The 24,811-nt window shown below is 36.2% G+C and carries 33 protein-coding genes, 1 pseudogene and 2 other annotated features (1 of these 36 running past the window's edge); of the genes and pseudogenes, 29 read left to right on the forward strand and 5 right to left on the reverse strand.

Annotation, left to right across the window (positions count from 1 at the left end; genetic code table 11):
• Nucleotides 1-454: 454 nt before the first annotated feature.
• The gene (locus BMX40_RS08710) at nt 455-1,210 is read right to left on the reverse strand and encodes a class I SAM-dependent methyltransferase (RefSeq protein ID WP_090868891.1); all 756 of its coding nucleotides are present in this window, start codon (nt 1,208-1,210) and stop codon (nt 455-457) included.
• A 177-nt stretch (nt 1,211-1,387) separates the two neighbouring features.
• On the opposite strand from BMX40_RS08710, the gene trhA reads away from it, so the two are divergent.
• From trhA to BMX40_RS08745, 7 genes are all read left to right on the forward strand, one after another.
• Entirely contained in the window at nt 1,388-2,029 is a 642-nt protein-coding gene (gene trhA / locus BMX40_RS08715; protein WP_090868893.1) for a PAQR family membrane homeostasis protein TrhA, read from the forward strand.
• Between the two features lie 52 nt (nt 2,030-2,081).
• Nucleotides 2,082-2,555 carry a DinB family protein gene (locus BMX40_RS08720; protein ID WP_090868895.1) on the forward strand — a complete coding sequence of 158 codons (474 nt, stop codon included), beginning with the start codon at nt 2,082-2,084 and terminating at the stop codon, nt 2,553-2,555.
• 175 nt (nt 2,556-2,730) lie between these two features.
• The gene (locus BMX40_RS08725; protein WP_244513446.1) at nt 2,731-3,039 is read left to right on the forward strand and encodes a hypothetical protein; all 309 of its coding nucleotides are present in this window, start codon (nt 2,731-2,733) and stop codon (nt 3,037-3,039) included.
• Between the two features lie 231 nt (nt 3,040-3,270).
• Entirely contained in the window at nt 3,271-3,468 is a 198-nt protein-coding gene (locus BMX40_RS20910; RefSeq protein ID WP_425287850.1) for a hypothetical protein, read from the forward strand.
• A gap of 220 nt (nt 3,469-3,688) precedes the next feature.
• Nucleotides 3,689-4,714, forward strand: coding sequence for a Gfo/Idh/MocA family protein (locus BMX40_RS08735; RefSeq protein ID WP_244513448.1), 1,026 nt, complete (start codon nt 3,689-3,691; stop codon nt 4,712-4,714).
• A gap of 27 nt (nt 4,715-4,741) precedes the next feature.
• On the forward strand, nt 4,742-5,341 hold the full coding sequence (locus BMX40_RS08740) for a DedA family protein (protein WP_090868896.1): 600 nt from the start codon (nt 4,742-4,744) through the stop codon (nt 5,339-5,341).
• Between the two features lie 139 nt (nt 5,342-5,480).
• Nucleotides 5,481-6,041, forward strand: coding sequence for a hypothetical protein (locus BMX40_RS08745; protein ID WP_090868898.1), 561 nt, complete (start codon nt 5,481-5,483; stop codon nt 6,039-6,041).
• Nucleotides 6,042-6,071: 30 nt separating this feature from the next.
• Here BMX40_RS08745 and BMX40_RS08750 read toward each other — a convergent pair whose 3' ends face one another.
• The 3 genes from BMX40_RS08750 to BMX40_RS08760 all read right to left on the reverse strand — a co-directional run bounded on the left by BMX40_RS08750 (nt 6,072) and on the right by BMX40_RS08760 (nt 8,682).
• Complete coding sequence (locus tag BMX40_RS08750; RefSeq protein WP_090868900.1) at nt 6,072-6,422, reverse strand: hypothetical protein; 351 nt, start codon at nt 6,420-6,422, stop codon at nt 6,072-6,074.
• Nucleotides 6,423-6,529: 107 nt separating this feature from the next.
• Nucleotides 6,530-8,086 carry an ABC-F family ATP-binding cassette domain-containing protein gene (locus BMX40_RS08755; protein ID WP_090868902.1) on the reverse strand — a complete coding sequence of 519 codons (1,557 nt, stop codon included), beginning with the start codon at nt 8,084-8,086 and terminating at the stop codon, nt 6,530-6,532.
• Nucleotides 8,087-8,235: 149 nt separating this feature from the next.
• Nucleotides 8,236-8,682 (reverse strand): S1 domain-containing RNA-binding protein, encoded by a 447-nt coding sequence (locus tag BMX40_RS08760; RefSeq protein WP_090868904.1) that lies wholly within the window; start codon nt 8,680-8,682, stop codon nt 8,236-8,238.
• Nucleotides 8,683-8,994: 312 nt separating this feature from the next.
• Between BMX40_RS08760 and BMX40_RS08765 the strand changes: the two genes are divergently transcribed.
• From BMX40_RS08765 to BMX40_RS08845, 17 genes and pseudogenes are all read left to right on the forward strand, one after another.
• Entirely contained in the window at nt 8,995-9,852 is an 858-nt protein-coding gene (locus tag BMX40_RS08765) for a DegV family protein (RefSeq protein WP_090868906.1), read from the forward strand.
• A gap of 207 nt (nt 9,853-10,059) precedes the next feature.
• Nucleotides 10,060-10,917 (forward strand): prenyltransferase/squalene oxidase repeat-containing protein, encoded by an 858-nt coding sequence (locus BMX40_RS08770; protein WP_244513449.1) that lies wholly within the window; start codon nt 10,060-10,062, stop codon nt 10,915-10,917.
• Between the two features lie 82 nt (nt 10,918-10,999).
• Nucleotides 11,000-11,299: a hypothetical protein gene (locus BMX40_RS08775; protein ID WP_090868908.1), complete on the forward strand. Its 300-nt coding sequence runs from the start codon at nt 11,000-11,002 to the stop codon at nt 11,297-11,299.
• Nucleotides 11,300-11,670: 371 nt separating this feature from the next.
• Nucleotides 11,671-12,672 carry a phosphotransferase enzyme family protein gene (locus BMX40_RS08780; protein WP_090868910.1) on the forward strand — a complete coding sequence of 334 codons (1,002 nt, stop codon included), beginning with the start codon at nt 11,671-11,673 and terminating at the stop codon, nt 12,670-12,672.
• Nucleotides 12,673-12,696: 24 nt separating this feature from the next.
• On the forward strand, nt 12,697-13,086 hold the full coding sequence (locus tag BMX40_RS08785) for a GNAT family N-acetyltransferase (protein WP_090868911.1): 390 nt from the start codon (nt 12,697-12,699) through the stop codon (nt 13,084-13,086).
• A gap of 45 nt (nt 13,087-13,131) precedes the next feature.
• Nucleotides 13,132-13,652, forward strand: a pseudogene (locus tag BMX40_RS08790) (GNAT family N-acetyltransferase).
• Nucleotides 13,653-13,663: 11 nt separating this feature from the next.
• On the forward strand, nt 13,664-14,323 hold the full coding sequence (locus tag BMX40_RS08795; protein WP_090868913.1) for a CPBP family intramembrane glutamic endopeptidase: 660 nt from the start codon (nt 13,664-13,666) through the stop codon (nt 14,321-14,323).
• Between the two features lie 486 nt (nt 14,324-14,809).
• A complete protein-coding gene (locus tag BMX40_RS08800) occupies nt 14,810-15,229 on the forward strand; it encodes a hypothetical protein (RefSeq protein ID WP_090868915.1) in 420 nt (139 codons plus the stop codon).
• A gap of 255 nt (nt 15,230-15,484) precedes the next feature.
• Complete coding sequence (locus tag BMX40_RS08805) at nt 15,485-15,898, forward strand: hypothetical protein (RefSeq protein WP_139177926.1); 414 nt, start codon at nt 15,485-15,487, stop codon at nt 15,896-15,898.
• Nucleotides 15,899-16,026: 128 nt separating this feature from the next.
• On the forward strand, nt 16,027-16,473 hold the full coding sequence (locus BMX40_RS08810) for an NUDIX hydrolase (RefSeq protein WP_090868919.1): 447 nt from the start codon (nt 16,027-16,029) through the stop codon (nt 16,471-16,473).
• A gap of 138 nt (nt 16,474-16,611) precedes the next feature.
• The gene (locus tag BMX40_RS08815; protein WP_090868921.1) at nt 16,612-17,193 is read left to right on the forward strand and encodes a hypothetical protein; all 582 of its coding nucleotides are present in this window, start codon (nt 16,612-16,614) and stop codon (nt 17,191-17,193) included.
• A 111-nt stretch (nt 17,194-17,304) separates the two neighbouring features.
• On the forward strand, nt 17,305-17,835 hold the full coding sequence (locus BMX40_RS08820; RefSeq protein ID WP_090868923.1) for a GNAT family N-acetyltransferase: 531 nt from the start codon (nt 17,305-17,307) through the stop codon (nt 17,833-17,835).
• 255 nt (nt 17,836-18,090) lie between these two features.
• A complete protein-coding gene (locus BMX40_RS08825; protein WP_090868925.1) occupies nt 18,091-18,525 on the forward strand; it encodes an NUDIX domain-containing protein in 435 nt (144 codons plus the stop codon).
• 14 nt (nt 18,526-18,539) lie between these two features.
• Nucleotides 18,540-19,685, forward strand: a complete 1,146-nt coding sequence (dnaN, locus tag BMX40_RS08830) for a DNA polymerase III subunit beta (RefSeq protein ID WP_090868927.1) — start codon at nt 18,540-18,542, stop codon at nt 19,683-19,685.
• Between the two features lie 61 nt (nt 19,686-19,746).
• Nucleotides 19,747-19,950, forward strand: coding sequence for a hypothetical protein (locus tag BMX40_RS20915; protein ID WP_090868929.1), 204 nt, complete (start codon nt 19,747-19,749; stop codon nt 19,948-19,950).
• A gap of 69 nt (nt 19,951-20,019) precedes the next feature.
• Entirely contained in the window at nt 20,020-20,727 is a 708-nt protein-coding gene (locus BMX40_RS08840; protein WP_090868931.1) for a class I SAM-dependent methyltransferase, read from the forward strand.
• A gap of 82 nt (nt 20,728-20,809) precedes the next feature.
• Nucleotides 20,810-21,214 carry a hypothetical protein gene (locus tag BMX40_RS08845; protein WP_090868934.1) on the forward strand — a complete coding sequence of 135 codons (405 nt, stop codon included), beginning with the start codon at nt 20,810-20,812 and terminating at the stop codon, nt 21,212-21,214.
• A gap of 43 nt (nt 21,215-21,257) precedes the next feature.
• Here BMX40_RS08845 and BMX40_RS08850 read toward each other — a convergent pair whose 3' ends face one another.
• Nucleotides 21,258-21,890 (reverse strand): homoserine/threonine efflux transporter, encoded by a 633-nt coding sequence (locus BMX40_RS08850; protein ID WP_090868935.1) that lies wholly within the window; start codon nt 21,888-21,890, stop codon nt 21,258-21,260.
• A gap of 135 nt (nt 21,891-22,025) precedes the next feature.
• Between BMX40_RS08850 and BMX40_RS08855 the strand changes: the two genes are divergently transcribed.
• The 5 genes from BMX40_RS08855 to BMX40_RS08870 all read left to right on the forward strand — a co-directional run bounded on the left by BMX40_RS08855 (nt 22,026) and on the right by BMX40_RS08870 (nt 24,245).
• Nucleotides 22,026-22,853, forward strand: coding sequence for a TrmB family transcriptional regulator (locus BMX40_RS08855; protein WP_090868937.1), 828 nt, complete (start codon nt 22,026-22,028; stop codon nt 22,851-22,853).
• A gap of 32 nt (nt 22,854-22,885) precedes the next feature.
• Complete coding sequence (locus BMX40_RS20765; protein ID WP_280139668.1) at nt 22,886-23,011, forward strand: hypothetical protein; 126 nt, start codon at nt 22,886-22,888, stop codon at nt 23,009-23,011.
• Nucleotides 23,008-23,295 (forward strand): DUF5316 family protein, encoded by a 288-nt coding sequence (locus BMX40_RS08860; protein ID WP_090868939.1) that lies wholly within the window; start codon nt 23,008-23,010, stop codon nt 23,293-23,295. Before BMX40_RS20765 ends, BMX40_RS08860 begins: the two co-directional genes overlap by 4 nt.
• A 213-nt stretch (nt 23,296-23,508) precedes the next feature.
• On the forward strand, nt 23,509-23,742 hold the full coding sequence (locus BMX40_RS08865; protein ID WP_090868940.1) for a hypothetical protein: 234 nt from the start codon (nt 23,509-23,511) through the stop codon (nt 23,740-23,742).
• Between the two features lie 44 nt (nt 23,743-23,786).
• Nucleotides 23,787-24,245: a helix-hairpin-helix domain-containing protein gene (locus tag BMX40_RS08870; protein WP_090868941.1), complete on the forward strand. Its 459-nt coding sequence runs from the start codon at nt 23,787-23,789 to the stop codon at nt 24,243-24,245.
• A 131-nt stretch (nt 24,246-24,376) separates the two neighbouring features.
• Nucleotides 24,377-24,627: a binding site (T-box leader), on the forward strand.
• A 32-nt stretch (nt 24,628-24,659) separates the two neighbouring features.
• Nucleotides 24,660-24,811, forward strand: a binding site (T-box leader); it runs 112 nt beyond the window's last position.

Below are 24,811 nucleotides of genomic sequence, written 5' to 3' on the forward strand. Positions count from 1 at the left end.
TGGGGCGACCGACTAAATATGGTGATTTAACGTATTTTGGGCTAAGCCATACGATAGGTGCAGTACCGTGCAAAAAATGTTGAATTATTTCCTAGGAAATTCATCTACTTGAAGGAGGAAGGATAATGGCTGCAATTGTAACATTAATTGGTGATATGTTTTCTGCAATAGCGACTGTATTTTTGAAGAAGGATCAAAAGAAGAAAAACTAGATTGGAGTAAAAAGGGGAATTAGGTTGAGACTAATCATTGGAATAATAAGCTGTTTCGTTTTATTCATAATAGGTAGCTACAATATACTTACAAATGACGTGCGATTCTTTTTTGTCCTCATTGCAATAAGTGGTTTTATCGGATTATTGGGTGGGATATTTGAGTTAACAAAAAAGCAAAAAAACAAAGGATAATCCTCGCTTAAAGGGTTATCCTTTGTTTTTGATTACGAGTATAATAGTTAATCTAATTTTAACTTAGCCATATATGACATTGCTTGTCCCAACGGCACCTTTGTTTGGTATTTCCATTTTTCGTAGTCCATTGCTCCACTCGGTTCACAATGCTGCAGTTGTAAGGGGAGTTCGTTAATCAGTAAATTTAAATCGGCTGGGGAATAACACCGTAATGATTGTGATACTTTCGTTGTTGGTTCGTCCGTTTTCCACCATGTATCTAGCATCCTGCATTCGATAGCATCAAAGTCATACTTTCTGCTGATGCCTTCAATCGTCATTTCTTCTCCAGCTGTCTTTGCCCAATACCATGGGGTATATATATCAATAAGTGTTGTTCCATTTGGCTTTAACCACTCCTCCGAAATACGCTGCAATAGTACCTTTTGATCACCATCTGTTCCAACTCCAAATCCATCCCAATAGCAAATGACATCGAACTTTTCCTTTAGTTCTACCTCAAAAAAATCTCCTTGAATGGCACGGAGGTTCGATTCAACATGATGCTTCTTTGCTAGCTTCGTCGTATGCTCTACACATTCCGAAATTAGTTCAATTACAGTAACATCATAACCGTGTTTAGCTGCTGTAACGGCGAATTGACCATTTCCTCCACCGAGTTCAAGAATTTTTTTACTAGGTTGATCCATAAATTGTTCCATTTTCTCTACTAACTCATCTTGTAGCTCTTCTGTATTTTTACTAGTTAAAGTATTCCACCATTCATATTGTTTTTGATAGAAGTTACTGATCCATTTCATTTGATAGCCTCCTAGGTTCTTTATTTAAGTACAACAAGGGTCAGCTATGTATTATAAGTTACGTATCCCCATTTTTAAATCTTACTATAGGTGCCTGGCACCTGTCGAACATGCATTAAGTGACAGGCGCCTCATTCCACATTATAATAGTTAGATAAGAGGTTAGGAGGGATGATGATGGCCGATACGCATACGTTCTCTAAGGGGGAGGAAATTGCAAACGCAATAACACATGGTATTGGCGCTGTTTTAAGTCTTGCTGGATTAGTTATATTAATCGTTTTTTCTTCCATACATGGATCCCCTTGGCATATCATAAGTTTTACGATATTTGGTGCAACGATGTTCATTCTATATATGTCTTCAACACTGGTACACGCACTGCCACCTGGCAAAGTAAAGGATTTATTTGAGATATTTGATCATTCTTCCATCTATTTTTTTATTGCTGGTACATATACACCATTTACCTTTATCGTCATTCAGGGGGCACTTGGATGGACTATGTTTGGAATTGTTTGGGGCCTAGCAATAGCTGGAACAGTGTTTAAATCATTTTTTGTAAAAAAATATTTATTTACCTCAACTATTTTATATGTCGTTATGGGCTGGATGATTGTGATCGGATGGTATCGAATTATTGATAATCTAAGCTTCAATGGGGTGGTTTTACTCGTAGTTGGTGGTTTATGTTATACGATTGGCGCTGTTTTCTATGTTTGGAGAGGATTTAAATATCATCACATGGTGTGGCATCTTTTTGTCATTGCAGGGTCAACGGCACATTTTTTCTGTGTGCTATTTTATTTGTTACCATAATAAGGAAGGGTTACAATAGGGATATAATAGATGAATGAAGGAGTTGTACAGGTTGTATCGAACAAAAGAGGATTTCTTAAACGATTGGACAAATGCTTCTCGTGGTACGCTTCAAGTACTTGAGGTACTCACAGATGATACCTTAAATCAAGCTATCGTGGAAGATCATAGTACATTAGGTTGGCTAGGATGGCATTTAGCTACAAGTCCAGTATTTTTTGCGGGACAAGTTGGGCTTTCTGTAACACCAGCAAAAGGTGAAAGTGTACCAACAAAAGCAACAGAAATTGTGGAAGCTTATCAAAAAATTTCAGATGAGTTAAAACGAGAAGTAGAAAAAACGCTAACAGATGAGAAAATGATTGAGACTGTAGAGAGTTTCGGTAAGCAAACACCAAGGGGAGCGTTATTAAGAGTATTAATTGACCATCAAACACACCATCGTGGTCAGATGACCGTTCTACTTCGACAAGCAGGTCTACCTGTCCCAGGGGTTATGGGACCAACGAAAGAGGATCAAAAATAAATATCGATTTCAAAAGCACATGTTTTTTTATCAAATGACAAGAATCATGTGCTTTTTATATTATCCAAAAATAACTAAATGAAGTCCGAGGGGAGTGTAGAGGCTTTCGTTTCAGCTTTCAGCTGTCGCAAATGAAATCTATCAAAAGATATTTTTAAACGAAAGGAGGATCAGAATGCCGTTAGAGCAAGGAGTAATCGAATTAATAATTGTTGGAGTTTCTATTTTTATAGGTATTTCAGTAGTATTCACCCTCTATCTATGGATAAAGAACCGAAATCTTAGGACTGGATATTTGTTTGTATTACTCCATTTTGTTATTTTCTCTTTTTCGATATATTTTCTCATAAAAGCAATTTCGTTTGATTACATGCATCCGATGGCTTCAGAGGAGATTTCATTGGAAATAGGGATCTCTGGAGTGCTTTGGGCAGGCAGTATTGTTTGTTTAATTTATGGGATAATGCAGCTGTCGAAAAGGTAGATCCATAAGGGACAATCACTTTGTATGTTATTGCTATTTTTCTATTGATCAATTGACATGGTTATGGGTTCCTTTGGGCTAAAAGTAAATTGAAGAACTTTTAATTTTTCAAGCAACATTTCCTGCGAAGTTCTTAGATCCGTTTCCATTTAATACGTTCGTAGTAGGGGGCAATTGTGTATTCAACGCAAATCACCCGAATATATACGTGGAGAGGGAGTGGATTTGTACGTGCTACAAGATGCTTTTCTTTTTGTAACTTTCATTGTCATCGGTGCCATTGTGCTTGTGGTGGGACTTATTACCCTAATTATTTTCAGGTTCCGATACAAAACTGCTAGTTCGAATGAAGCGCTTATTGTTACAGGACCGAATTTAGGTGATCCAGAGAAAGAGAAAAATGTTTTCCAAGATGACAATGGCCGATAAGTTAAGATTATTCGTGGTGGTGGCTATCGCTTACGAATGTTTCAAACATCAACCCCAATCGATTTAACATCTTTCCAGTTACAAGTTGACTCGGATAAAGCATATATGAAGGAAGGGATTCATTTCCTTTTGTATGCTGTAAAGTAGTAATTCAATTCCATACTAGTACTTTGCAACAAAATGTTATAGTAGAGGAAAGCGATTTAGGGAGGAAATTGAAATGATAAAAGTTGGCATTATTGGTGGAGGATTTGGATTGAAAGTCCAAGCACCTATTATTGATTCACACCCAGATATGACTGTTACTGCGGTTAGTACAGTAAATCGTCATCAACTACCTGAAGAAATGGATTGTTTAAAGCATACACCTATTCATTATAAAAATTGGCAGGAAATGGTTACCCGTGAAAAAGTTGAATTACTGTTTGTTAGTTCCATGCCAATTCACCATTTTAAGATGGTAAAATACGCCATTGAAAATGGAGTGAAACATATTGTCTGTGAAAAGCCTTTTACAACAACTAGTGATGAATCGAGAGAATTACTTCATTTAGCTGAAACGTATGATGCAAAGGTATTTTTAGATTTTGAATGGCGTTATGTACCTGGACGACAAAAGATGAAAAAATTGCTTTTGGACCAATACGTTGGGGATATATTACATATGGAGTACCATGTATCAAATGCCCAGTACCAAAAAATGCTATCTAATCAGAGAGGTTGGTTAGGGGAGAAAGAAAAATTTGGTGGCATGCTAGGTGCTTTAGGATCTCATATGATTGACTGCTTACGATGGTTGTCAGGTGAGGTTAAAGTGGTAAATGGAATGGTCCATACGCATGTTCCAGAAGGTGCAGGAGAAGTAAGAGATGCTGATGATTCGTTTTTTATACACGGAGTAACAATAGACAATGCTACCTTTTCGCTACAGCTTGTTACAGGGGTTAATCATGGTTTTGGATCAAGCTTAAAAGTATTCGGCACACAAGGTACGGTAGCCTTAATCAATGATAAACAGCTGGCAGCAGGAAAAGCGAATGAGAAAATGATGGAAAGCATTGAAGAATATGAAAAGGAAATCCCTAGTCATTTATCGGAACGAACAAAATCCTATTTTCCAGCATTTTATACATATGTAACAAGGCTATATGATTATCTAGTAAATGGAAATGAAGACCCTGATCTAGCTACAATCGAAGATGGACACAGAAGTCAAGAAATTATTGATACGATACTAGAATCATAGAATATTTCTCTGTAAAGGGGGAGGGCAATGGAGAATTGGCTTACTGATATTATGAATGAATTTGGGTACATCGGAATTACGGCTCTCATTGCGTTTGAAAATATATTCCCTCCCATTCCTTCTGAAGTTATATTGACATTCGGTGGGTTTTTAACCACTAGTACGAGCTTAAGTATTTTTGGAGTGATTGCAGCGTCTACTGCTGGTTCTGTTGTTGGTGCGATCGTTTTATATATAATTGGCCTGCAATTGGATGTAAGCCGGTTAGAAAAAGTTATTGATCGATGGGGACGTTACTTACGAATTACGAAAGATGATCTTTACCGTGCAGATGCATGGTTTGATAAATATGGGGTCTGGACCGTTTTCTTTTGCCGATTTGTTCCATTGATTCGTAGCCTGATTTCGGTACCAGCTGGAATGTCTAATATGAATGTTGGTTTATTTCTTCTCTTTACTTCATTGGGGACAATTATTTGGAATAGTGTTCTGGTTATATTGGGTGCTTCTGTAGGGGAATCTTGGGAAGTTATTATAGAATACATGGAAGTTTATTCCAAAGTGATTTACGTGGGATTGATCGTTCTAACAGTTTTCTTACTTTATATCTTGTTGAAACGCAAGTGAAGGGAAGGAATCATCTCATTGATTGAAAATTAATTTAATCCAATTTTGCTGTAAGGGGCGATTGGTTAAATTTAGATATAAAAAAGAAAGGTATTGATTATTAGATTCAAATAAAGCAATGAAGAAATGAGGGGTTACATTGAAGCGGAGTTTCTTAGATCAATTTTACACCGTGGATCCAGTTTCTGGTGACTATATCATTGAAATTGCCTTGAAGGAGTACGATGATATTTTTAACACTTGGGATTCCTCTATCTATAATATTCGAGATTTAGATGGGAGTCTTAAGTCATTTTTGGAGGATTGTTCATACGATATTGCACCTAGAAAAAATATTGTTTTACGATTCAATATGCAGAATCAAACCAGAAATCCATTGATGGAAAAAAAGATTGAGACAGGAATTCGCAATTATTTTAATTATTGCCTACATTTGACGAGGAACAAGTTTTCAATCAAGCGAAAGAAAACGGCGCTTTATATACTGGTTTCCTTCTTATTCACAGTACCTTCCGTTTATTTTCAAGCAATAAATGATCACGACGTCGTATCTGAACTAGTATTACTAAGCTTAACTGTTGGTGGATGGGTATTTCTTTGGGAAGCATTTTATCAACTGTTCATTCAAAGTAGTGATTTGTCTAAGAAAAAGAAGCAATATAGACGGATAGTAAATTCACCAATTCTATTTCATTATTAATTAAAGGCTTCCAGCACTTTGTTGGAAGCCTTAGTCATTGTATTCAAATTCTGTAACTTGATCTTCTTCTCCGGTACTATAGCTTAGGTAATTATAATTAGAGGTCGGAACTCGTTTCACAACTATTCCATTTTCATCTTCGTAAATCTCATATTCTCGATAAGTTTCTATAATTTCCCTATTTTTTTCAATCGTTTCTTCTAAGACATATTGTGTAGAAGAGGGGAGTGTTGGTTCTTCCATCGTAACACTAACACTTTCTGTTTCATCATTTAGTATATAATGATTGGATTTACGGTCATCCATAACCGTTTGCGCTTCTAAGAAACCAACTAGAACAAATACCCCCAGTAATCCGAGGATTGAAAAAATTACCCGCATGTAAATAACCCCTTTCTCATACTCGCATAGTAATATATATGCATGTACACCTAAAAAAAGAAGGTGCCAGGCACTTGTCGAGTTTCGACAAGTGCCTGGCACCGGTTTTAAAATGCTTTGGTAGTCCAGTTTTCGCAGTTCCATTTGTTTGTAATAATTTCTTCGTAAAATTCCGGTTCGTGAGAGATGAGGAGTAAGCTTCCTTTGTATTCCTTAAGAGCTTGTTTCAGTTCGTCTTTTGCGTCTTGGTCCAAATGATTTGTTGGTTCATCGAGTACCAGTAAATTTGTCTCTTTATTTATAAGCTTGCATAAGCGAACCTTTGCCTTTTCCCCACCGCTTAGCACCTGTACTTTACTTTCAATGTGTTTGGTGGTTAGTCCACATTTTGCCAAAGAAGCTCGAACCTCATATTGTGTGATATGCGGGAATTCGTCCCAAACTTCTTCTATACAGGTGTTTTGGTTATCAACCTTAATCTCTTGTTCAAAATAACCGATATGCAAATGTTCACCACGTTCAACTTGGCCAGAAATAGCAGGAATTTCTCCTAGAATACTCCGAAGTAATGTTGTCTTACCAATTCCATTAGCACCATAAAGAGCTATTTTTTGCCCGCGTTCCATTGTTAGATTTAATGGCTTTGAAAGAGGTTCATCATATCCGATAACAAGGTCCCTTGTTTCGAATAAATATTTACTAGGAGTTCGGGCAGGTTGGAAACGAAATTCCGGCTTTGGTTTTTCAGCATCGAGCTCAATGATGTCCATTTTATCCAGCTTTTTTTGGCGAGACATGGCCATTTTGCTAGTTGCAGCATTCGCTTTATTTCGTGCAACAAAGTCCTTTAAGTTGGCAATTTCTTTTTGTTGTTTCTTATAGGCTGCCTCTAATTGTTGTTTTTTCATCTCATATACCCTTACAAACTCATCATAATCACCTGGATAGCGTGTTAGTTCTTGATTTTCCATATGATAAATTAAATTTACAACACTGTTTAAAAATGGAATATCATGTGAAATTAAAATAAAGGCATGCTCGTATTCCAGTAAATAATTTCGTAACCATTCAATATGCTCGACATCTAGATAATTCGTTGGCTCATCCAATAGCAATATATCCGGCTTTTCTAACAATAGTTTTGCGAGTAATACTTTCGTCCGCTGACCACCACTTAAATCATTGACATCTTTTTCCAAACCAAAGTCATCTAACCCAAGTCCGTTGGCGATCTCTTCCACTTTAGCATCGATTGTGTAAAAATCGTTGTTTGTTAGGGAATCTTGCATCCGCCCAGTTTCTTCAAGCAACTGTTCAAGTTCTTCTGGTTCCACTTCTCCCATTTTAGCAAAGAGTTGATTCATTTCTTCTTCCATATCATATAAATATTGAAATGCTGTTCGTAATACATCTCGGATCGTCATTCCTTGTTTCAACACGGCATGCTGATCCAAATAACCAACACGTGTATGTTTTGACCAAGTTATATTTCCTGCGTCAGGCTCTAACTTTCCAGTAATTATATTCATGAATGTAGACTTACCTTCACCATTGGCACCAATAAGCCCAATATGTTCTCCTTGTAGTAATCGAAAAGACACGCTTTCGAAAATCGCACGATCTCCAAAACCGTGGCTAAGATTTTTTACCGTTAGTAAACTCATATTAATACACCTATTCCTTCCAAATTACGCTTCTGTACATTATATATGTCATTTATAAAAAACGATAGGGGAATCCTTTAAAATTAAAAAGGGAAGCCAAATTATCAGGCTTCCCTTTTGTATATAATGAAGTGGAAATAAGGGCGTAATTATCCGCGTCTGCCGCCTCTACCGCCTCTTTTTCCTTCTGTATTACGTTTAAGTGTAGATAAATTTTCTTCACTATTCTTTAAAAACTTCGCCATTTTATCTTCAAAACTTTCCTTCGGTTGGAATTTTCCTTTCGAACGAAAGTCGTTAGAGCGTTTTCCACCTTTATACGATGACGATGGACGTTTATCATATGAATTTGTTTCTTTTGGCTTATCGATTGCTTTTTTAATAGAGAGCGCAATTTTACCGTCTTTTTCACTAATAATCTTTACTTCCGTTTGATCTCCTACTGTAAGATGATCATTTACGTCTTTAACATAGCTGTCGGCAACTTCACTAATGTGAACAAGACCTGTTTCTCCGCTAGGAAGCTCTACGAATGCTCCAAAATTAGTAATACCTGTTACTTTACCTTTTACTTTACTGCCTATTTCGATTGACAAAAAAGTTCCCCCTCAATAATTTTAAGAACAACTTATTATAACAAATTCACACAAAATTTCAATCAGTGATTATTTCCTTTTCTTTTTTCTTACTTTCGATTGCCATAAAAAGGGCTTATCGTTTCTTATTTCTCTAAGCTATGAAGCTCAATTACTGTTACAAATTCTGCAATTTGTGATACTAATTTCATGACTTGCTTACATATTCTAAAGCACAAGTTAAAAATAGCACCTAGTATTAATACTTGGTATTACAAATAAATAATGATATTATCATAAATAATAAGAAGGCTGGAGAGGAGTGTTGGTGTATTGAAAAAAAAGAAAATTGCATTCGTAACGGATAGTACGGCTTATTTATCGAACCGGTTGCGTAATCATCCCGATGTATATGTGGTCCCAATAGTGGTTATATCAGAAGGGAATGAATATGAGGATGGGGTGGATCTAACGTCAGATCAGTTATATGAAATGATTCGAAGTAATAGGGAGGTACCCAAGACATCTCAACCAAATGTAAACCAATTTACAGCCTTGTATAAACAGCTGAGCGAAGAGTATGAGTCGGCAATAGCTATTCACGTCTCTAGTCAATTAAGTGGAACGATTCGAAGCTCGGAGGCTGGGAAACAGGAAGCGAAATTTGAGGTGGAAGTAATTGATTCCAACTCGTTATCCTTCGCCATTACAACGCTCATGGAAAAAGGACTAGAATTGGCTGAACAAGGTATGGAAGTACAGCAAATCCGTGTTGAACTACAGAGGGATGTTCCTAAATCTAGAAATTTAGTTTTATTAGGGAGTTTAGAACAGTTGTATAAAGGTGGAAGAATGTCTGGAGCTCAATTTCTATTGGGAAACTTACTACAAATCAAGCCGATATTATCCATCAATTCAGATGGAGAACTAGGATTACTTGAACGGGTTCGCTCAGAGAAAAAAGCTTTAAGTAAAGTCATTAATCTATTTAGACAATCCTACGATCAATCTAAGATTGAAAAGGTAGGAATTATGCATGGAAATGAACCTACCAAGGCAATGAAAGTAAAGGACTTAATTGAAAATGAAATCCCTGGACTTAATATAGTAATTGGTGAAATTAGCTCATCATTAGCTGTCCATGCCGGAGAAGGAACATTGGGAATCTTTTGGACTGAAGAATCAGAATAGGTGCCAGGCACTTGTCGTTATCCGACAAGTGCCTGGCACCTATATTTTCTTTCAATTCCAAATTTTACAGCGATAAATTGGGGTTTTATGTTATTCTGTAAAGGAATAGTTTTTTTATGGGGGGTAAGCGATGAAATTACCATTAGAATATGTTAACCGGACAAGCTCATGGATGAAACGAAATGCAAGACCATTGGAAGCTGCAAGGTGGGAGTTTTATTCGAACAAGAGTCCTCTGATAAAGTACGCACCTATTTAGCGACGTTTCAAAATAAAGATGGTGGATTTGGTCACGGTATTGAGCCAGATTTTTGGCTGCCTAACTCCTCCCCAATGTCTACATGGACTGCAGGACAGATTTTACTAGAGATAGATGCTGATCCGAATGATGAAATTGTATCCTCAATGGTTTCCTATTTAACTAATACAGCTCAAGCGGAAACAGGAATGTGGAGCTCGGTATTGCCAGAAAACAATAATTACCCACATGCACCTTGGTGGCATTGGGAGGATGGGGTGCAACGTAATTGGATGTTTAATCCAGGTGTAGAATTAGCTGCTTTTCTTGTTCATTGGTCGGAAGAAGGAAGTGAGCCTGCTGCAACCGGTTGGCATTCTATTGAACAAGCAGTCCAACATGTAATGAATACGGAACAGATGGATGCTCATGAAGTTAATAATTTCCAGCAGTTCTTAAAGATTATTTCCTCTTATGCAACCACTTTCCATACTAAGATTCGTTATTCGTTTGAAGATGTGACGATGAAAGTTTTAGAACTTGTTGAGCAATGTATGGAAATTAATGTATCCGCTTGGGGTACAGGATATAAAGCACTACCACTTGATTTAATCGATAGTCCAAACCATCCACTGTATGAAAAGTATTCAGAAGTTATTGAAGAAAATATAAACTTCTATTGGAATCAGTTATCCGAGGAGGGAATATGGGATATTTCCTGGAGTTGGGGAAATTATCCAGAGGATTTTCCTGTTGCTAGACGGTATTGGCAAGGAGTGTTAGCAGTTAATCGTTATAAGATTTTGAAAAACTTTGATTGTGTGTAACGAAAAAAATTTCTCGGAAAATTGAAACGTTTGTATTTATGATTCCGTAGTATAAGTAAAAGGAACTACACGAGGTGATCTAATGGGATATTTAATTAGTGGAGGTACGATAATCGTCGGAGGTGGACTACTTTTCTTGTTATTTAATTGGTTAATGGGATATAAGAAAGGGAATATTGTTCTTGATTTGGAGGATCGTTTCTTTGATCAAAAAGAATATATTTCTGCAATAAAAACAGAGTTAGAGAGCCAAGGTAGAGAAGTTTATTATAAAGGAAATGGAAGATTTGATATTGACGGCAAAGAATACTTGTTTATTGAAAGAAACGTGAGTATGGGAGGAGTTCCTCTGCAAAGAACCATTCTCAAGCTTGAAAAATAAAATAAGTTAGCACATCATTTGGCATCTAGAATAATTGTAGATGAAACTAAAGTACTGTTATTAAAGGAATAGATGGCTGGGGATTGCAAAAAGTGGCTACCGAAAATGGAGCTGCTTTTTTAGACACGGAAAAGCGGGATGTGTATGAGGAAAACGGCTTATCGCATTCAGGTTCAGGTTCAGGGAGCTGCTTTCGTTACAAAATTTACGTCTGAAAAATTTGGTCATTATCTACAGGTCTATTATTTTGGAAGCTCTCTCGAGAGACAGTGAGAGTATTATTCGAGTACAGTTGAACAAGTATAACAAGTATACTAAATGAATGATTTATAGATTTTTTAAATATCGACACTAGGGAAGGAATTGGAGACATGGAAAAAGCAGTTGAGAAGTTATTTACCCAAGAAGTATTAGAGCAATCATTTCATAAATTCTCATTAAACCATGAATATAAAAAAATAGGGGACTTCGAGAATTATGTGTTTGAGGTCCACAGAGATGATAAGCCGTTCATTTTACGAATAACCCATAGTTCTCATCGAAGGGAAGAAGAGCTTCATTCGGAAATAGACTGGATTAATTACTTACATCACGCTGGGGTAAACGTTTGTAATGCAGTGGCATCGATAGAGGGCTTGTTTGTTGAATCAATCCCAGCAAACGATGGGAGTGTATTTTATAGCTGTCTTCTTACGAAAGTGCCAGGAAATCCTGTTCGTGTTGAGAATGATGAATTTGATGATAATCTATTTTTTTCATGGGGAAAAACAATTGGGGAAATGCACCGTGTAACGAAAGATTATCAACCTAGCAGAGGTATAAAAAGAAGGTCTGATTGGTATGAAGATGATTTGTTGTCAATTGAGAATTATGTCCCAAATCAGGAGAAAACAATTATTACCAACACGAAGGCATTAATTAATGAGTTACAAGCATTGCCTAAGAATACTGATAATTATGGTTTGATTCATTCGGATCTCCATTCGAGTAATTTCTTTTATGATGGTGACGCTATTCATGTTTTCGATTTTGATGATTGTTGTTACTTTTGGTATTGCTCTGATATAGCAATACCATTATATTATGCAAATTTATATCGTTATCCACAAGGAAATAAAAACATACGAAATGAATTTTCAAAGAGATTTATAAAAGCTTTCATGAACGGATATGAAACGGAAAATGCAGCTCCACACAAGTGGGAAGAACAAATCCAATTCTTTTTAAGACTCCGAGACGCTACATTATATTCTGTTTTACATAAGAAAGTTCCCCAAGAAAGACGAACAGGGAAGTTAGAGGCGTTGCTAATAGAATTGAGAGAACGATTGGAGAAAAATGAAGCAATTGTTGATATCGATTTCTTCAAATAAAGATAGAGAAACGAGGGAGAAGGGATGTATAAGGCGACGGTTAATCCACCTATAGAAAATCATGAGGTTCCAGATTTAAGAGAGAAGATCGGATGGGGAAGGCGTGATCAAGACTATCCAGCACTGTTCAAACGTTGTAATTTTTGGGCGGGGATTAGAGATGGGGATGGTCAATTAATTGCTTTTGGATATGTTTGCGGTATGGGGTTAGAGCATGGTTATTTAGAAGATGTCATGGTTCATCCCGATTATCAGAGACAGGGACTAGGATTAGAGTTAGTAAAAACGTTATTAGATGAATCGAAGCGATATGGATTAGGAATTATAACCGTTACTTTTGCATCTCATCATCAACATTTTTATCAATTATGTGGTTTTTCTCCTAGTAGTGGAGGTGTATTGCAATTAGATTAGAGTTACGATTTCTAATTAGCAAATAAATAGAAGGAAGGGCATGTCATGAGTGAACGATTAGAATTAGTAAAACCTACAGTTGAATTGAAAAATGAATATCTTTCCTTTTATAAGGAATGGTTAGCGAGTGGTGAGGATATGATCCCTTGGGTTATTGAAAAGGATCCAACTCACTTCGAGGAAATGATTCGGTTTCTATCGGATCATGAAAAGGGAATTAATCTACCTAAAGGATATGTACCCGATTCGACCTTTTGGCTAATAAATGAAAGGGAAAAGTGCTTGGTGTTGTAAATATCCGTCATAGATTAACAGAGTTTTTATTGCAAGCAGGTGGGCATATTGGATATGGAATTCGGCCATCCGAAAGAAGGAAGGGATATGCTACTAGGTTGTTGTCCTTGTCGAGAGAAAAGGCAAAAGAGATCGGGTTAACAAAGTTACTTCTTGTTTGTGATGAGGCGAATGAGGGATCGATTAAGACAATCCAAAACAACGGTGGAGTTGCAGACTCTGATTTTATAAAAGAAGATGGGGCCGTAATCAAGAGGTTTTGGATCGAATGAGGTGATTAATAATGAAATGGAGCCTTTTAAAACGTAGTTATGTATGGATCTATTTTTCTATGTTCTTTCTACTCTGGACAATTAGGGAGTTATGGCTTGTTCATTATTTAAATCTACTTGATCCAAGTGTTTGTGCTGTCGTTGCTACATTGATTAAATTACTAGTTTGGGTTATACCGGTTATTTTATTAATCAAACTTATTGAAAATAAAAATACGATTCGTTATTTACGGTTAGATCAAAATGTACGAAAAGGAATCACTTGGGCATGCTGGGTATCTTTTATTCTTGCGGTTTATTTTATAATCTACTATGTGCTTATCTTAAACAATGGAATTCAGTTAGACTTGGGATTAAATGGCTGGTTGAATACGATCATTCTTGTTGGTTTTATAGAGGAAGTAGTTTTTAGAGGATTTCTATTAAGGAAACTTATGGATCAATTCCGTTTTTGGACAGCAAATAGTATTACTTCTATATTATTTGTTTCTATCCATTTCCCAATTTGGTTCTACAATGGTTTATTTGGTGATATCGCTATAATTGGTACAATATTCAACGTCTTTGTCATTAGTATTATACTCGGTTTGCTTTATCGAAATACGAACTCTTTATGGTCTGTGATTATCATTCATTCCGTATACAACCTTTTTCTCTCTATATTTACATAATGCTTTTGCTATTGTAGGTTAAGGTTCCAGTTTTATTGATGGCGTAGAAGGTGAATGATGCGTCATAACTTTTGCTTTCTCCTAATGGAAATATTGTTAGATAGCCGCTACGACAGAACGCTTCCGGGGCACGTCCTCAGCCAGGGTACTACTTGATTAGATTTCTTGTTCCCTTGCGCCGAGGGATTTGCTTCGAAGAGTAACTAGTAGACGTAGTCGCATCTGTGCGGGATCTTCGGACTCGTGCAGTTCTCGTAGGATTCTACGCATTCTGTTCCCGCTGTTAAAGTGTTTCTTATTTCGCGAGAATATACATCGCTAAAATTATTCGTGAATCCGGCGGTATTATGGACAAGAATGTATCTGTTTGGGAATTTGACTATATAGAGCTTCGATAATAACCACAATAGAATATTATCTTCTAGTATAAATAAAGGCATTAACATGAATAATAATGTTAAAATTTTACATCAAAGGAACTGAGTTATGAGAAATATTGCAGCATTATTTTCATTATTAATGCCAGGCTTTGGCCAGATTTACAATAATCAGTTTGTAAAGGGAATTATTTTCGTCTTTATAGAACATTTTGATAATATTCTTGGCAAAATTAATCAAGCTATACACCTTGATTTTAACGGTGAACACCAAGCTGCGCTAGATATTACGGTGTACGATTTCATGTTGTTTTATCCTGGATTTTATGTATATGCAGTTTGGGATGCGTGGTATTACGCGAAAAAAGGAGCTAATAAAGCTACCACAGCAATTCCATTTATTATTGCTGGATTTTTAGGAGAAATGGGAGCCATTTTTGCACCAAAGCTACCTTTTCCAACATTAACAGTTGGCCTGTTAATGATTATTCCAATGGTTATCGGAATCGTTTTATATAGAAACCAATAATACATATCGTCTAAGTCCCCTTAATCAAGGGGTTTTTTGTTACGATACCTAACAGTCAGGTTGAATTTTTCATGAAATATTTGAATACTTGCAAATTAGACTTGTTTTTATGGTAAATTATAGAGAAAGATTGATGATCTTAAGAAAATGGGAATCTAATTTTTGAAATTTTGGCTACCTGCAATTAAGAAACACCAATGTCTATATCAATAGATGTAAAAGAAGAATCGAATGTGCATAGAGAGTAGGGATGAATTGCGAGTATTCATATTTTCAATAATCGTTTTAACGCTTGTTGTTTTAGCGATCCTATCCGTTTCGAGCAACTATCCATTAACCTTTAGCACCCATAATCCAACTGCAAGAGAAATCATAAAGGAAAATCCAAATGCTGATATTATTAAATTGGATGGCTTGGTCTATAGTAATGTATCCGATCAGGACAGAATTCGTGAACAGAACATTTTAGTAGGAGAAAAGATTGGGGAGGTAAAGAAGAAATCATCAAGCACGTGGTGGTATCAAGATTTCTATGCTACGAAACTTCCAACAGGAACAGAGATCTATACAATAGATGAGGATTCCTACGAGAAAGGAGATGCCCCATTTTATATACTCGTGAAACAAGATGAGAAAATATTCATTTATCAAGCCTTAATTGAAGGTTAATCACATAAGGAGGATAGCCGGAAGTCAGGGAAATGATGAGAATTCGTGTTATTAAACTGAAATACTAGATTCATTTAGGAATAGTTTAAATGGAACTATAAAAATCATTAGAAACGGTGGAGAATGTCATGGGGTATATTGAAGAATTACGAAAAAAAGTTGGGAATCAACCACTTTTATTAGTTGGTGTTGCAGTTGGAGTCATTAATGAAAATAGAGAAATTTTATTGCAAAAGCGACGTGATGGAGTTTGGGGAGTACCAGGAGGATTTGTTGAATTAGAGGAATCGACAGAGGAAGCCGGTAGAAGGGAAGTATTAGAGGAAACGGGACTTGAAGTTGGGAGAATGGATCTGGTACATGTTTTTTCTGGAAAAGAATACTTTGTCAAATTACCAAATGGAGACGAATTTTACCCAGTAACCATTGCATATATAACCAACGAGATTACGGGAGGCGTTCTTAAACCAGATGGTGAAGAGTCTTTAGAGGTTAAGTACTTTGGAATTGAAGAATTGCCTGAAGGACTCAGTCCAATGATAAAAAATTTTATTAAGAAATTTTTAGTGAAATAGTAACGAAAAGGTTGATTTCGGAGTGAAGAGATGAACGCATTATTTCATAAGTAGAATAATAACCTTTATCGCTTTCGTTAAAAGCAATGGAAGTATTTTACCTATTAGTTTCGTGGGGCAAGTAAGGGGGGAGTACTTTTGAAGAAAAAGATACTCATCAGTTTATTAATTAGTGTATGTATTATCGCATGGTTCTGGACGGAAGGATATGGATTGAAGAGTAACAATGTAACCGGAAATTCAATGGAACAAGCGATTTCAGAATATACATCGAAAGTAGGGAATGTAGATAGACAGGCAGAAATTTTGGAAGATGTAAAATTGAATACGGATACTTTTCTAGTATTCACTCAAGATGAAAGCAGGGAATCAGTTTATGCCAGTTTAGTAAGGGAGAAATGGAATGGGAAGTGGATGGTACTAGATATGTCAGGAAATATCCCCTTGGAAAAACATTCTGGTGAAACGAATCCATATTTGTGGGCAACAATTACTTCCGATGACATTTCAGGTTATTGGGGAGTTATTTATGACAAGGATGTAGAAAAGATTGTATTGGAAACTGAATCTGAGGAAGAAGCCAAGATAGCAGAAATATCTAATTTTCCACCGATCTGGTATAAAGTCTATTCCGATTCCTCTTTTCAACTTGAAGGTATAGAAGAACTTAAAGCGATTGATTCACAGGGAAATGAAATTCCGTGGAGCCCTCATGACTAGAATAGTTGTTATTAAAGTTGTCATTAAATTGTCTGTAAGGAGTGAGATTTCGCTTAACAATCCCTTCATACACATAGCCATTGCAAGAGTGCAAATAGGAGTTGATCGTTTATGAACTTACATGTAGATAATCAAGAATTTGATATCGTACAAGCAAAAAAGTCTGATGTACAAGCTGTCTTATACTTGCTTCAACAAGCGGTGATTTGGCTACAAACGAAAGGAACAACGCAGTGGGATTATTACATTACGGATTTGGAAGGGAATTCGGAAGAAGTGATTGAGTCAATTGAAAACGGAAGTACTTATCTTGTATATGATCAAGGGAGTCCAGTGGCCACTATAACACTAGAAGATCGAGCAAGTGAATGGGACACCGAACTTTGGGGGAAACAGGTTGCTGATGTCGGGGTTGTTTACCTCCATCGAATCGTTGTTGATCGCAACTATGAGGGAATGAAAATTGGTGAAAATCTAATCAAATGGGCTATCGGCTTTGTGAAAGATAGAGGGAAAAAGTATATTCGTTTTGATTGTTTAGCTAGTAATCATGGGCTGAACGAGTATTATCAACGTCATTGTAAACAAGTGGGAATTGCAACTATCTATGGGAATCATAGCAAGTATGAAATCCGAGTATAACGTAAGGGATTTGGAATAAGTAAAGAGAGTACGTGATCGTTGTTATGATCTAAAACGGAGACCGATAACATGGTGTTTCACCAGGAGGGAAAATTGGATTTCCTGAAAGTTTTATGGAACTTTTGAAATTAAACGGTTTGGCATGGAGAAAAATAATAATGTGAACGATTTTTCTGGATCCATAGAAAATGAAGTGTGCTGTTGTTTTTTCTCAGAGCTAGTGAAAATGTTGGATGCTTAATTGGAGGGCGAAATATGTTCATTGTCAATGTAGAAGGTGCGATCTATCATAAAGGGAAATGGCTACTGATCAAGCGTAGTGAAAAAGAAGAACACGCAGCGGGAGCACTATCATTAGTTGGTGGTAAAGTTGATCCGAGTGAAGGAACGTCTTCTAATATTTTGGAAAGGACGTTAATACGTGAAATTTTTGAGGAAGTAGGTATAAAGGTGAAAGTTCGCAGCTACGTCAATAGTTCATCGTTTATTTCGGATTCAGGAAAGCATGTTGTAGACATTGTTTTCCTTTGTGACTACGAATCAGGGGATGCTTTTGCTAAAAGTCCGGATGAAGTAGATGAAGTGGTATGGATGACAAGTGAGGAGATTACAAATGATACAATGTTAGCTGGTTATTTACGAGAGAATATGAAGCTTGCAGAAGAAATCGAAAAGGCTACACATGAATAGGGAGGAATAGTTCGATGGAATTTACGGTTAATCTTCCATATTTTAAAAAAGCAATCTCCATCGTTAGTAATATTGTATCTGCAAAGACTACACTTTCATTATTAACTGGAGTAAAATTAGTTGCATCTGCAGATAAACTGACTCTAATCGGAAGTAATGCGGATGTGATTATTCAAAAAGACATTCCAAAGTATATGGATGGAAAACAGGTATTAGAAGTCTATCAACCTGGTAGCATCATTCTTTCAGCAAAATATCTAAGTGACCTTGTAAGTAAATTACCAGGTGAAATACATATTAAAGTAAACGAACATGACAGAGTAACGATACAGTCTGAGGAAGTCATAACCACGTTCAATGGTATGAATCCAGATGATTACCCAACTGTTCCTAGCGTAAAAGAGATAAGTAGGGTTCAATTAGCAAGTAATGAATTGGCAGAGATCATTAAGCAGACTGGGTTTGCTGTTTCTAAAAATGAGTCTCGACCTGTACTTACAGGTGTGCAATTTAGTTTGAAGGACAACGAGCTTATTGCCGTTGCTACAAATTCTCATCGATTAGCTTTGCGGAAACAGAAAGTTCGTACCGGTGATAACTGTACTTGTATTATACCAAGTAACACACTACAGGAATTAACGAAAATAATAGGCACTGGTTCAACACCCATCAATGTTTCTATATCGGAAAAGCATATTGCCTTTGAAGCAGAATTAACTACTTTATATTCGAAATTAATAGAGGGGAATTACCCCGATATATCAACTTTAGTACCAGCCGAATCAAAAACTATCCTAACATTAGATACGAAAAATTTATTAAATGGAATAGATCGTGCGCGTCTTTTTGCTAGTGATAGGAAAAATAATAATATACATATTGAAAGTGAAGATAGTTCAATGATGAAAATCTCTTCCAATTCAACAGAAATAGGTAACATAGAAGAAACACAAGCAATCTATTCGATTGAAGGAGAGAAGCAATTTAAGATTGCCCTTGATGGAAATCTAATAGTCGATGCATTAAAGGTTATCAAGGAGGAGTTGGTAATGATTTCAATAAACGGCTCCATTAGACCTGTGCTAATGCAACCAAAAGGAAATAACAACTATCTCCATTTAATATCACCAGTTCGATCCTATGAAACAGCTAATACATAGGGGAGGATAGTGAGATTAGAAAAAGTATTGTAGCTTAGGTTACTTTATGTAGGAGGGGGAAATGATTATTAATTTGGTACAAAATCTTCATGAGTTTTCTGTGTTACTTTTACTTTTGGGCTCCTTTATTTATTATAGACAACTTAGAAAAGTAAAACGGGAAAGGAAACTTACCTCCTTAGAATCAACCATGTATGTGATTACACAGCTAGCATATATTCTCTGGGCGGGTAGTTATTTGCTCATGATACTAGATAAAAACTAAACAAAGAAACGGTTAGTTAGTGAATGTATTTATTGAATTAATATCTATCCGAGGATAATGAGGTGAAGGATGAAAAATCAAGTAAGAGCAGCGTTTAATCAACTAGCCAATGTGTATGAAAACTCTGTAGACACTACAAGTATGTACAATAGTGAATATGAAAGACCCGCAATGATGGCACATATTCCATCTGATTTGAGTAACAAGAGTGTATTGGATGCAGGATGTGCTGCGGGTTGGTATACAGAACAATTACTCCAAAGAGGAGCAAATGTAGTTGCAACAGATATTAGTCCAAAAATGATTGAATCAACTAGGAGAAGAGTTGGGAGTACAGCTGAATTGATTTGTTTAGATCTAGAAGATAATATACCGTTTGCAGATCGAACATTTGATTTTATAATTAGTTCTTTAACACTCCATTATTTAAAGGAGTGGGATCATACATTTCGTGAGTTTCAACGCATACTTAAACCCGGTGGAATAATACTATTTTCCATTCACCACCCGTTTTCAGATATTGAATTACTGTCAAATGGCAGCTACTTTTCTACTGATTTAATTTTAGACACGTGGAATAAAGAGGGAAAGTCCTATGAAGTTCCTTTCTACCGAAGACCTTTACAGCAAATTCTGAATAAAACCTTGCAGTATTTTTCTATTAGAAAAGTAATTGAACCTCAGCCAACAATCCAGTTTAAAAGGAATTATCCAGACAAATATGAAAAACTACAAAGGAAGCCCCAATTTCTGATGATTAAGGCATCTAGAGACTAGACACGAGTAATAGTAATTTCGATTGGTTTATTCTTGCCTCGAGTCTGTAGTTAACCAAAATTAAAGTTAATGGAGGGCTTTCATGAGAAAATATTTAGGTGTTGTTCTCCTAGTTCTTTTGTTAATTTCCTGTTCCAGCAATACCTATAAAGGGTTGATACTAGTAGAGGCTCAGGAAGTTAACGCAGATGAAACGTACGAGGAGCCTACTTCGATTGCGGAAGCTAAAACATTAGAGGAACTAATAGCGATATTTAAACAAATTAACTGGGAGCCACACATAGACCCGTCCATGGAAAGAAAAGAGGATGTGCTAGTATCTCTTTACTATAAATCAAGTGATAATACTACAAGGAAACGTTACGCATATCGAATTTGGTTTAATAACGGAGGAACTGCAATGATTATTAGTGATCATGAGAAAGAAGGGTATGGCGGATTGAATAAGAGAAGCGCAAAAAAGTTAAAAAAGATACTCCTGAAATAGAGTAGATCGACTTATAAAAAAATCCGTTCAATTGAACGGATTTTTAAATAGCTGTTTTGATGCCAAATCCTACTAGAATTAAAGCTGTCGATTTTTGAAAGACCTTTTGGAATTTCGAGTTAGTCAACCACTTTTTTGCATAATCGATTACATAAGCTAGAAATAAAAACCATAGGACCGCAAGCACGGTAAGAATTAGCGCTAATAGGATCAATTGCTGATTAACGTTTCCGTTTAAATTTATGAATTGTGGCATGATTGTTATATAAACTATTACTGTTTTTGGGTTTAAGATGTTACTAAGCATCGCCTGAAAAAACGAATCTTTATGATGCTGACTCGTGTTTTCAGTAGGGTTATCTTCCTTTGTCTGAAGTTCTTCAAGAGATGAGAATATGCTCTTTGTAAGGAAGCTTTTGATTCCCAAGTAAATTAAGTATGCAGCTCCTAAATATTTTATGATGTTGAAAAGGATTACAGAATTTGCGATGACAACAGATAAACCAAGGATTGCTATTAGCGTCCAAAAAGTAAGTCCTGTAGCCATTCCTAGAACAGTAAAGCGTCCAGCTTTCGTTCCGTAGCTAAGTGTGTTTTTTATGAGTAGCATGGTATCTGCGCCAGGCATGATAACCATCATTGCTGCAATCGATATGTATGTTAACAAGCTATCCATAAGTATTTCTCCTTTTTATAAATAGTGACTACTAAGGTAACTACTTAAGTTAGTTTACCATGTTTTATTGAAAAATCAATACTATTTGTTAAAATAGTAACTACTAAGGTTACAACTATGTTTGTTGGAGGACTTATGAAGGATACTATTTTAGATACATTAAAAACGTTGAATTTTAATGAATATGAAGCAAAAGCATATCTAGCATTACTAGAAGAATCACCTCTTACAGGGTATAAAGTTGCGAAGATTTCAGGAGTTCCACGTTCCAAGGTTTATGAAGTACTAGACAATCTTGCCACTAGAGGGGATATTTTGGTAAGTCCTGGTGAAAAGCCTCAATATACTCCTGTTCCTGCAAAAGAGCTTATTAAGAATCGTCGGTTAAAAGCGGAAGAGAATTTTGATCAAGCGGAGGCTTTATTTGAGAGCTATGAAAATTCTGCTCACGATCGTGAAAATATATGGAATATTACCGGACGTACGGAAATATTTGATAAGGTAAGAACAAGTATCGCTTCTACTGAAAAAAGAATTTTGTTGGAAATTTGGAAAGAAGACTACAGCGAATTGGAGACTGAACTAAAACGGGCAGCTGGCAGAGGGATTAGTATTACAATTATTTCTTATGGAGACATCCAGTCTGATTTCGCCAACGTTTATAATTACGACATGACTCTCGACATTACAGAGGAATATGGTGGACGGTGGTTGGTTTTTAGTAGAGATGATACGGAAGTAGTGACAGGAGTAGTTTCTTTAGGAACAGACAGTCGTGCTGCATGGTCGATGCATCTCGGGTTAGTTATGCCAATCACAGAATTTATTATTCACGATCTTTATCTACGGGAGATCATGAATAAACATCGGGATGTGTTAGAAGAAAGTTTCGGTGAAAACCTTCTTCAATTAAGGCGGAAGTTTTCGTTGTATCCTGATTTCAAGAAACATTACATTAAATAGTGCTACAAGAGAAAAATTGGAATTACTCGGATATGGGTAATTCTTTTTTTGATCGTAATGAAATTACGTATAGGCTTTGCGACCAAGGAAAAGTAATTGGAACTTTTCATCCTGTAAAATCGTATAAAAAGGAAGATGCGGAAGGAGGAAAAGGATGAGAAAATCAATTTTATATGGTTTCGCTGTGTTACTTTTGCTATCAATTACTTCCTTCTTTAATTTCAGTCTTTATCTAAGCATTATATCGATCATTGGATTTGGTTCAGTTTTTATTTCAGGATTAATAGTAGGAGCGTTTGTACGGGAACGAGACCTTTATTCAAGTACAAAAAGTAGTAATAGAGAACGTAAGGATCGGAAAATTGGATTACGAATTGCTGCATTTGGATTGCCTTTTGTAATTACTTCTATTATTTTGTTCGTGTTTATTCATAATGGGTAAACTTAATGGATCGAGAATAGTTTGTAAATACCGAATTTTTTTAGGGAAAGTAGTCTTTGGAGGATTCACCGAGTTACTTAAAAGATCGGAAGGAATTATTCGAATGAATTGCATGTAAAAACAATGGTCAGAAAATTAAAATATTTGTAGTTGCATATGGTAAGTTGTGGTAATATGAAGGTACAACTATAGAATAGGATGGAGGTAATGGTTATGGAGACCTTCAATTGGGTTATTTTCATTTGGCAAATTTCTTTAGGAATATCAGTATTTACGTTGCTGTATGGTTTCATAATCCGTTCTTGGAAGTTACTATCTATTAGTTTTTTTACATCATTACCAATCGCATTTTACTTTGCTGGTGCAAACAATGGGTTTCAATTGATTGCCCTAATCCCAGTTCTATTAATTGTGTTGACCTATGTTTTTAAGAGAAAATATAGTTGAACTTATACTAATGAAAATAACTAGAGACAGGTCTGGAGGTTATTATGGGTTCAAATCCGAAGTTACCACTTACAGAAGTTGAAAAAACGAAGCTTCGAATAGCTAAGGTAAGGCTGCAAGAAATAAAATTGTTAAGTTTAGAGGAATTGGTTCATCTATTGGATATATCTCCTGAGCGTGCTCGATTACTAAAGGGATTAGCAGAATTTCAGGGCGTACCTTCGATTGGATACCAGTTAGCTGAAAAACTCGTTTGTAACTTAAATATCTATTCATTAGATGAGATAAGGGGAGAAGAGGCAGGACGGTTATTTGATCAGTTAGAGCAACAATTAGGCGTTTGGACAGATAGCTGTGTAGAGGATCAACTTCGGTGTGTTATCAATTATGCCAATAATCCAACTAGTAACAAACAATGGTACCATTTCACAGATGAACGAAAAGCCTATCGTGAACGAGTTGGATACCCTGCAAACCGACCACAGAAAGCATGGTACGAGTGAAAGAGAAAAGGTGCCAGGCACTTGTCGAATTTTCGACAAGTGCCTGGCACCTTTTTGAAAAAACCAATTAGGTCTTGACTTTTTCACTTTACTTCACTAATATAATAAATAATAAATTGAACGATCTGAATATTTTGGTGTTGAAGAAGAAGAGTAGCTTTTATGGATGCTGTAGAGAGCTGGTGGTTGGTGGGAACCAGTGCGGATATAAAAGTGAATGGGCTTCTGAGCCTCTAAACCGAACTCAAATAAATTGATAGTAGGCTTTAGCGAACGTCTCATCGTTACAAGAGACATGTATTGAAGCATATTGCGTAGATACATAAAGTGAATTGCTTTTTGCAATTAATGAAGGTGGCACCACGGGTTCCTCGTCCTTTGGATGAGGAACCCTTTTTGTATGTAATTAAATATTGAAAATCATTGAATAAGAGTAGTACGTAGATCTGATTCATTACAGAGAGTTAAGTGTTGGTGAGAGCTTAATGTGATAGGATTTACCGAATGGACTTATGAGAGGCTTTCTGAACCGATCTTGAAGTAGGAAAGCACGGAACTCCACCGTT

The organism is Oceanobacillus limi, assembly GCF_900111445.1.
Classification (GTDB): domain Bacteria; phylum Bacillota; class Bacilli; order Bacillales; family Amphibacillaceae; genus Ornithinibacillus; species Ornithinibacillus limi.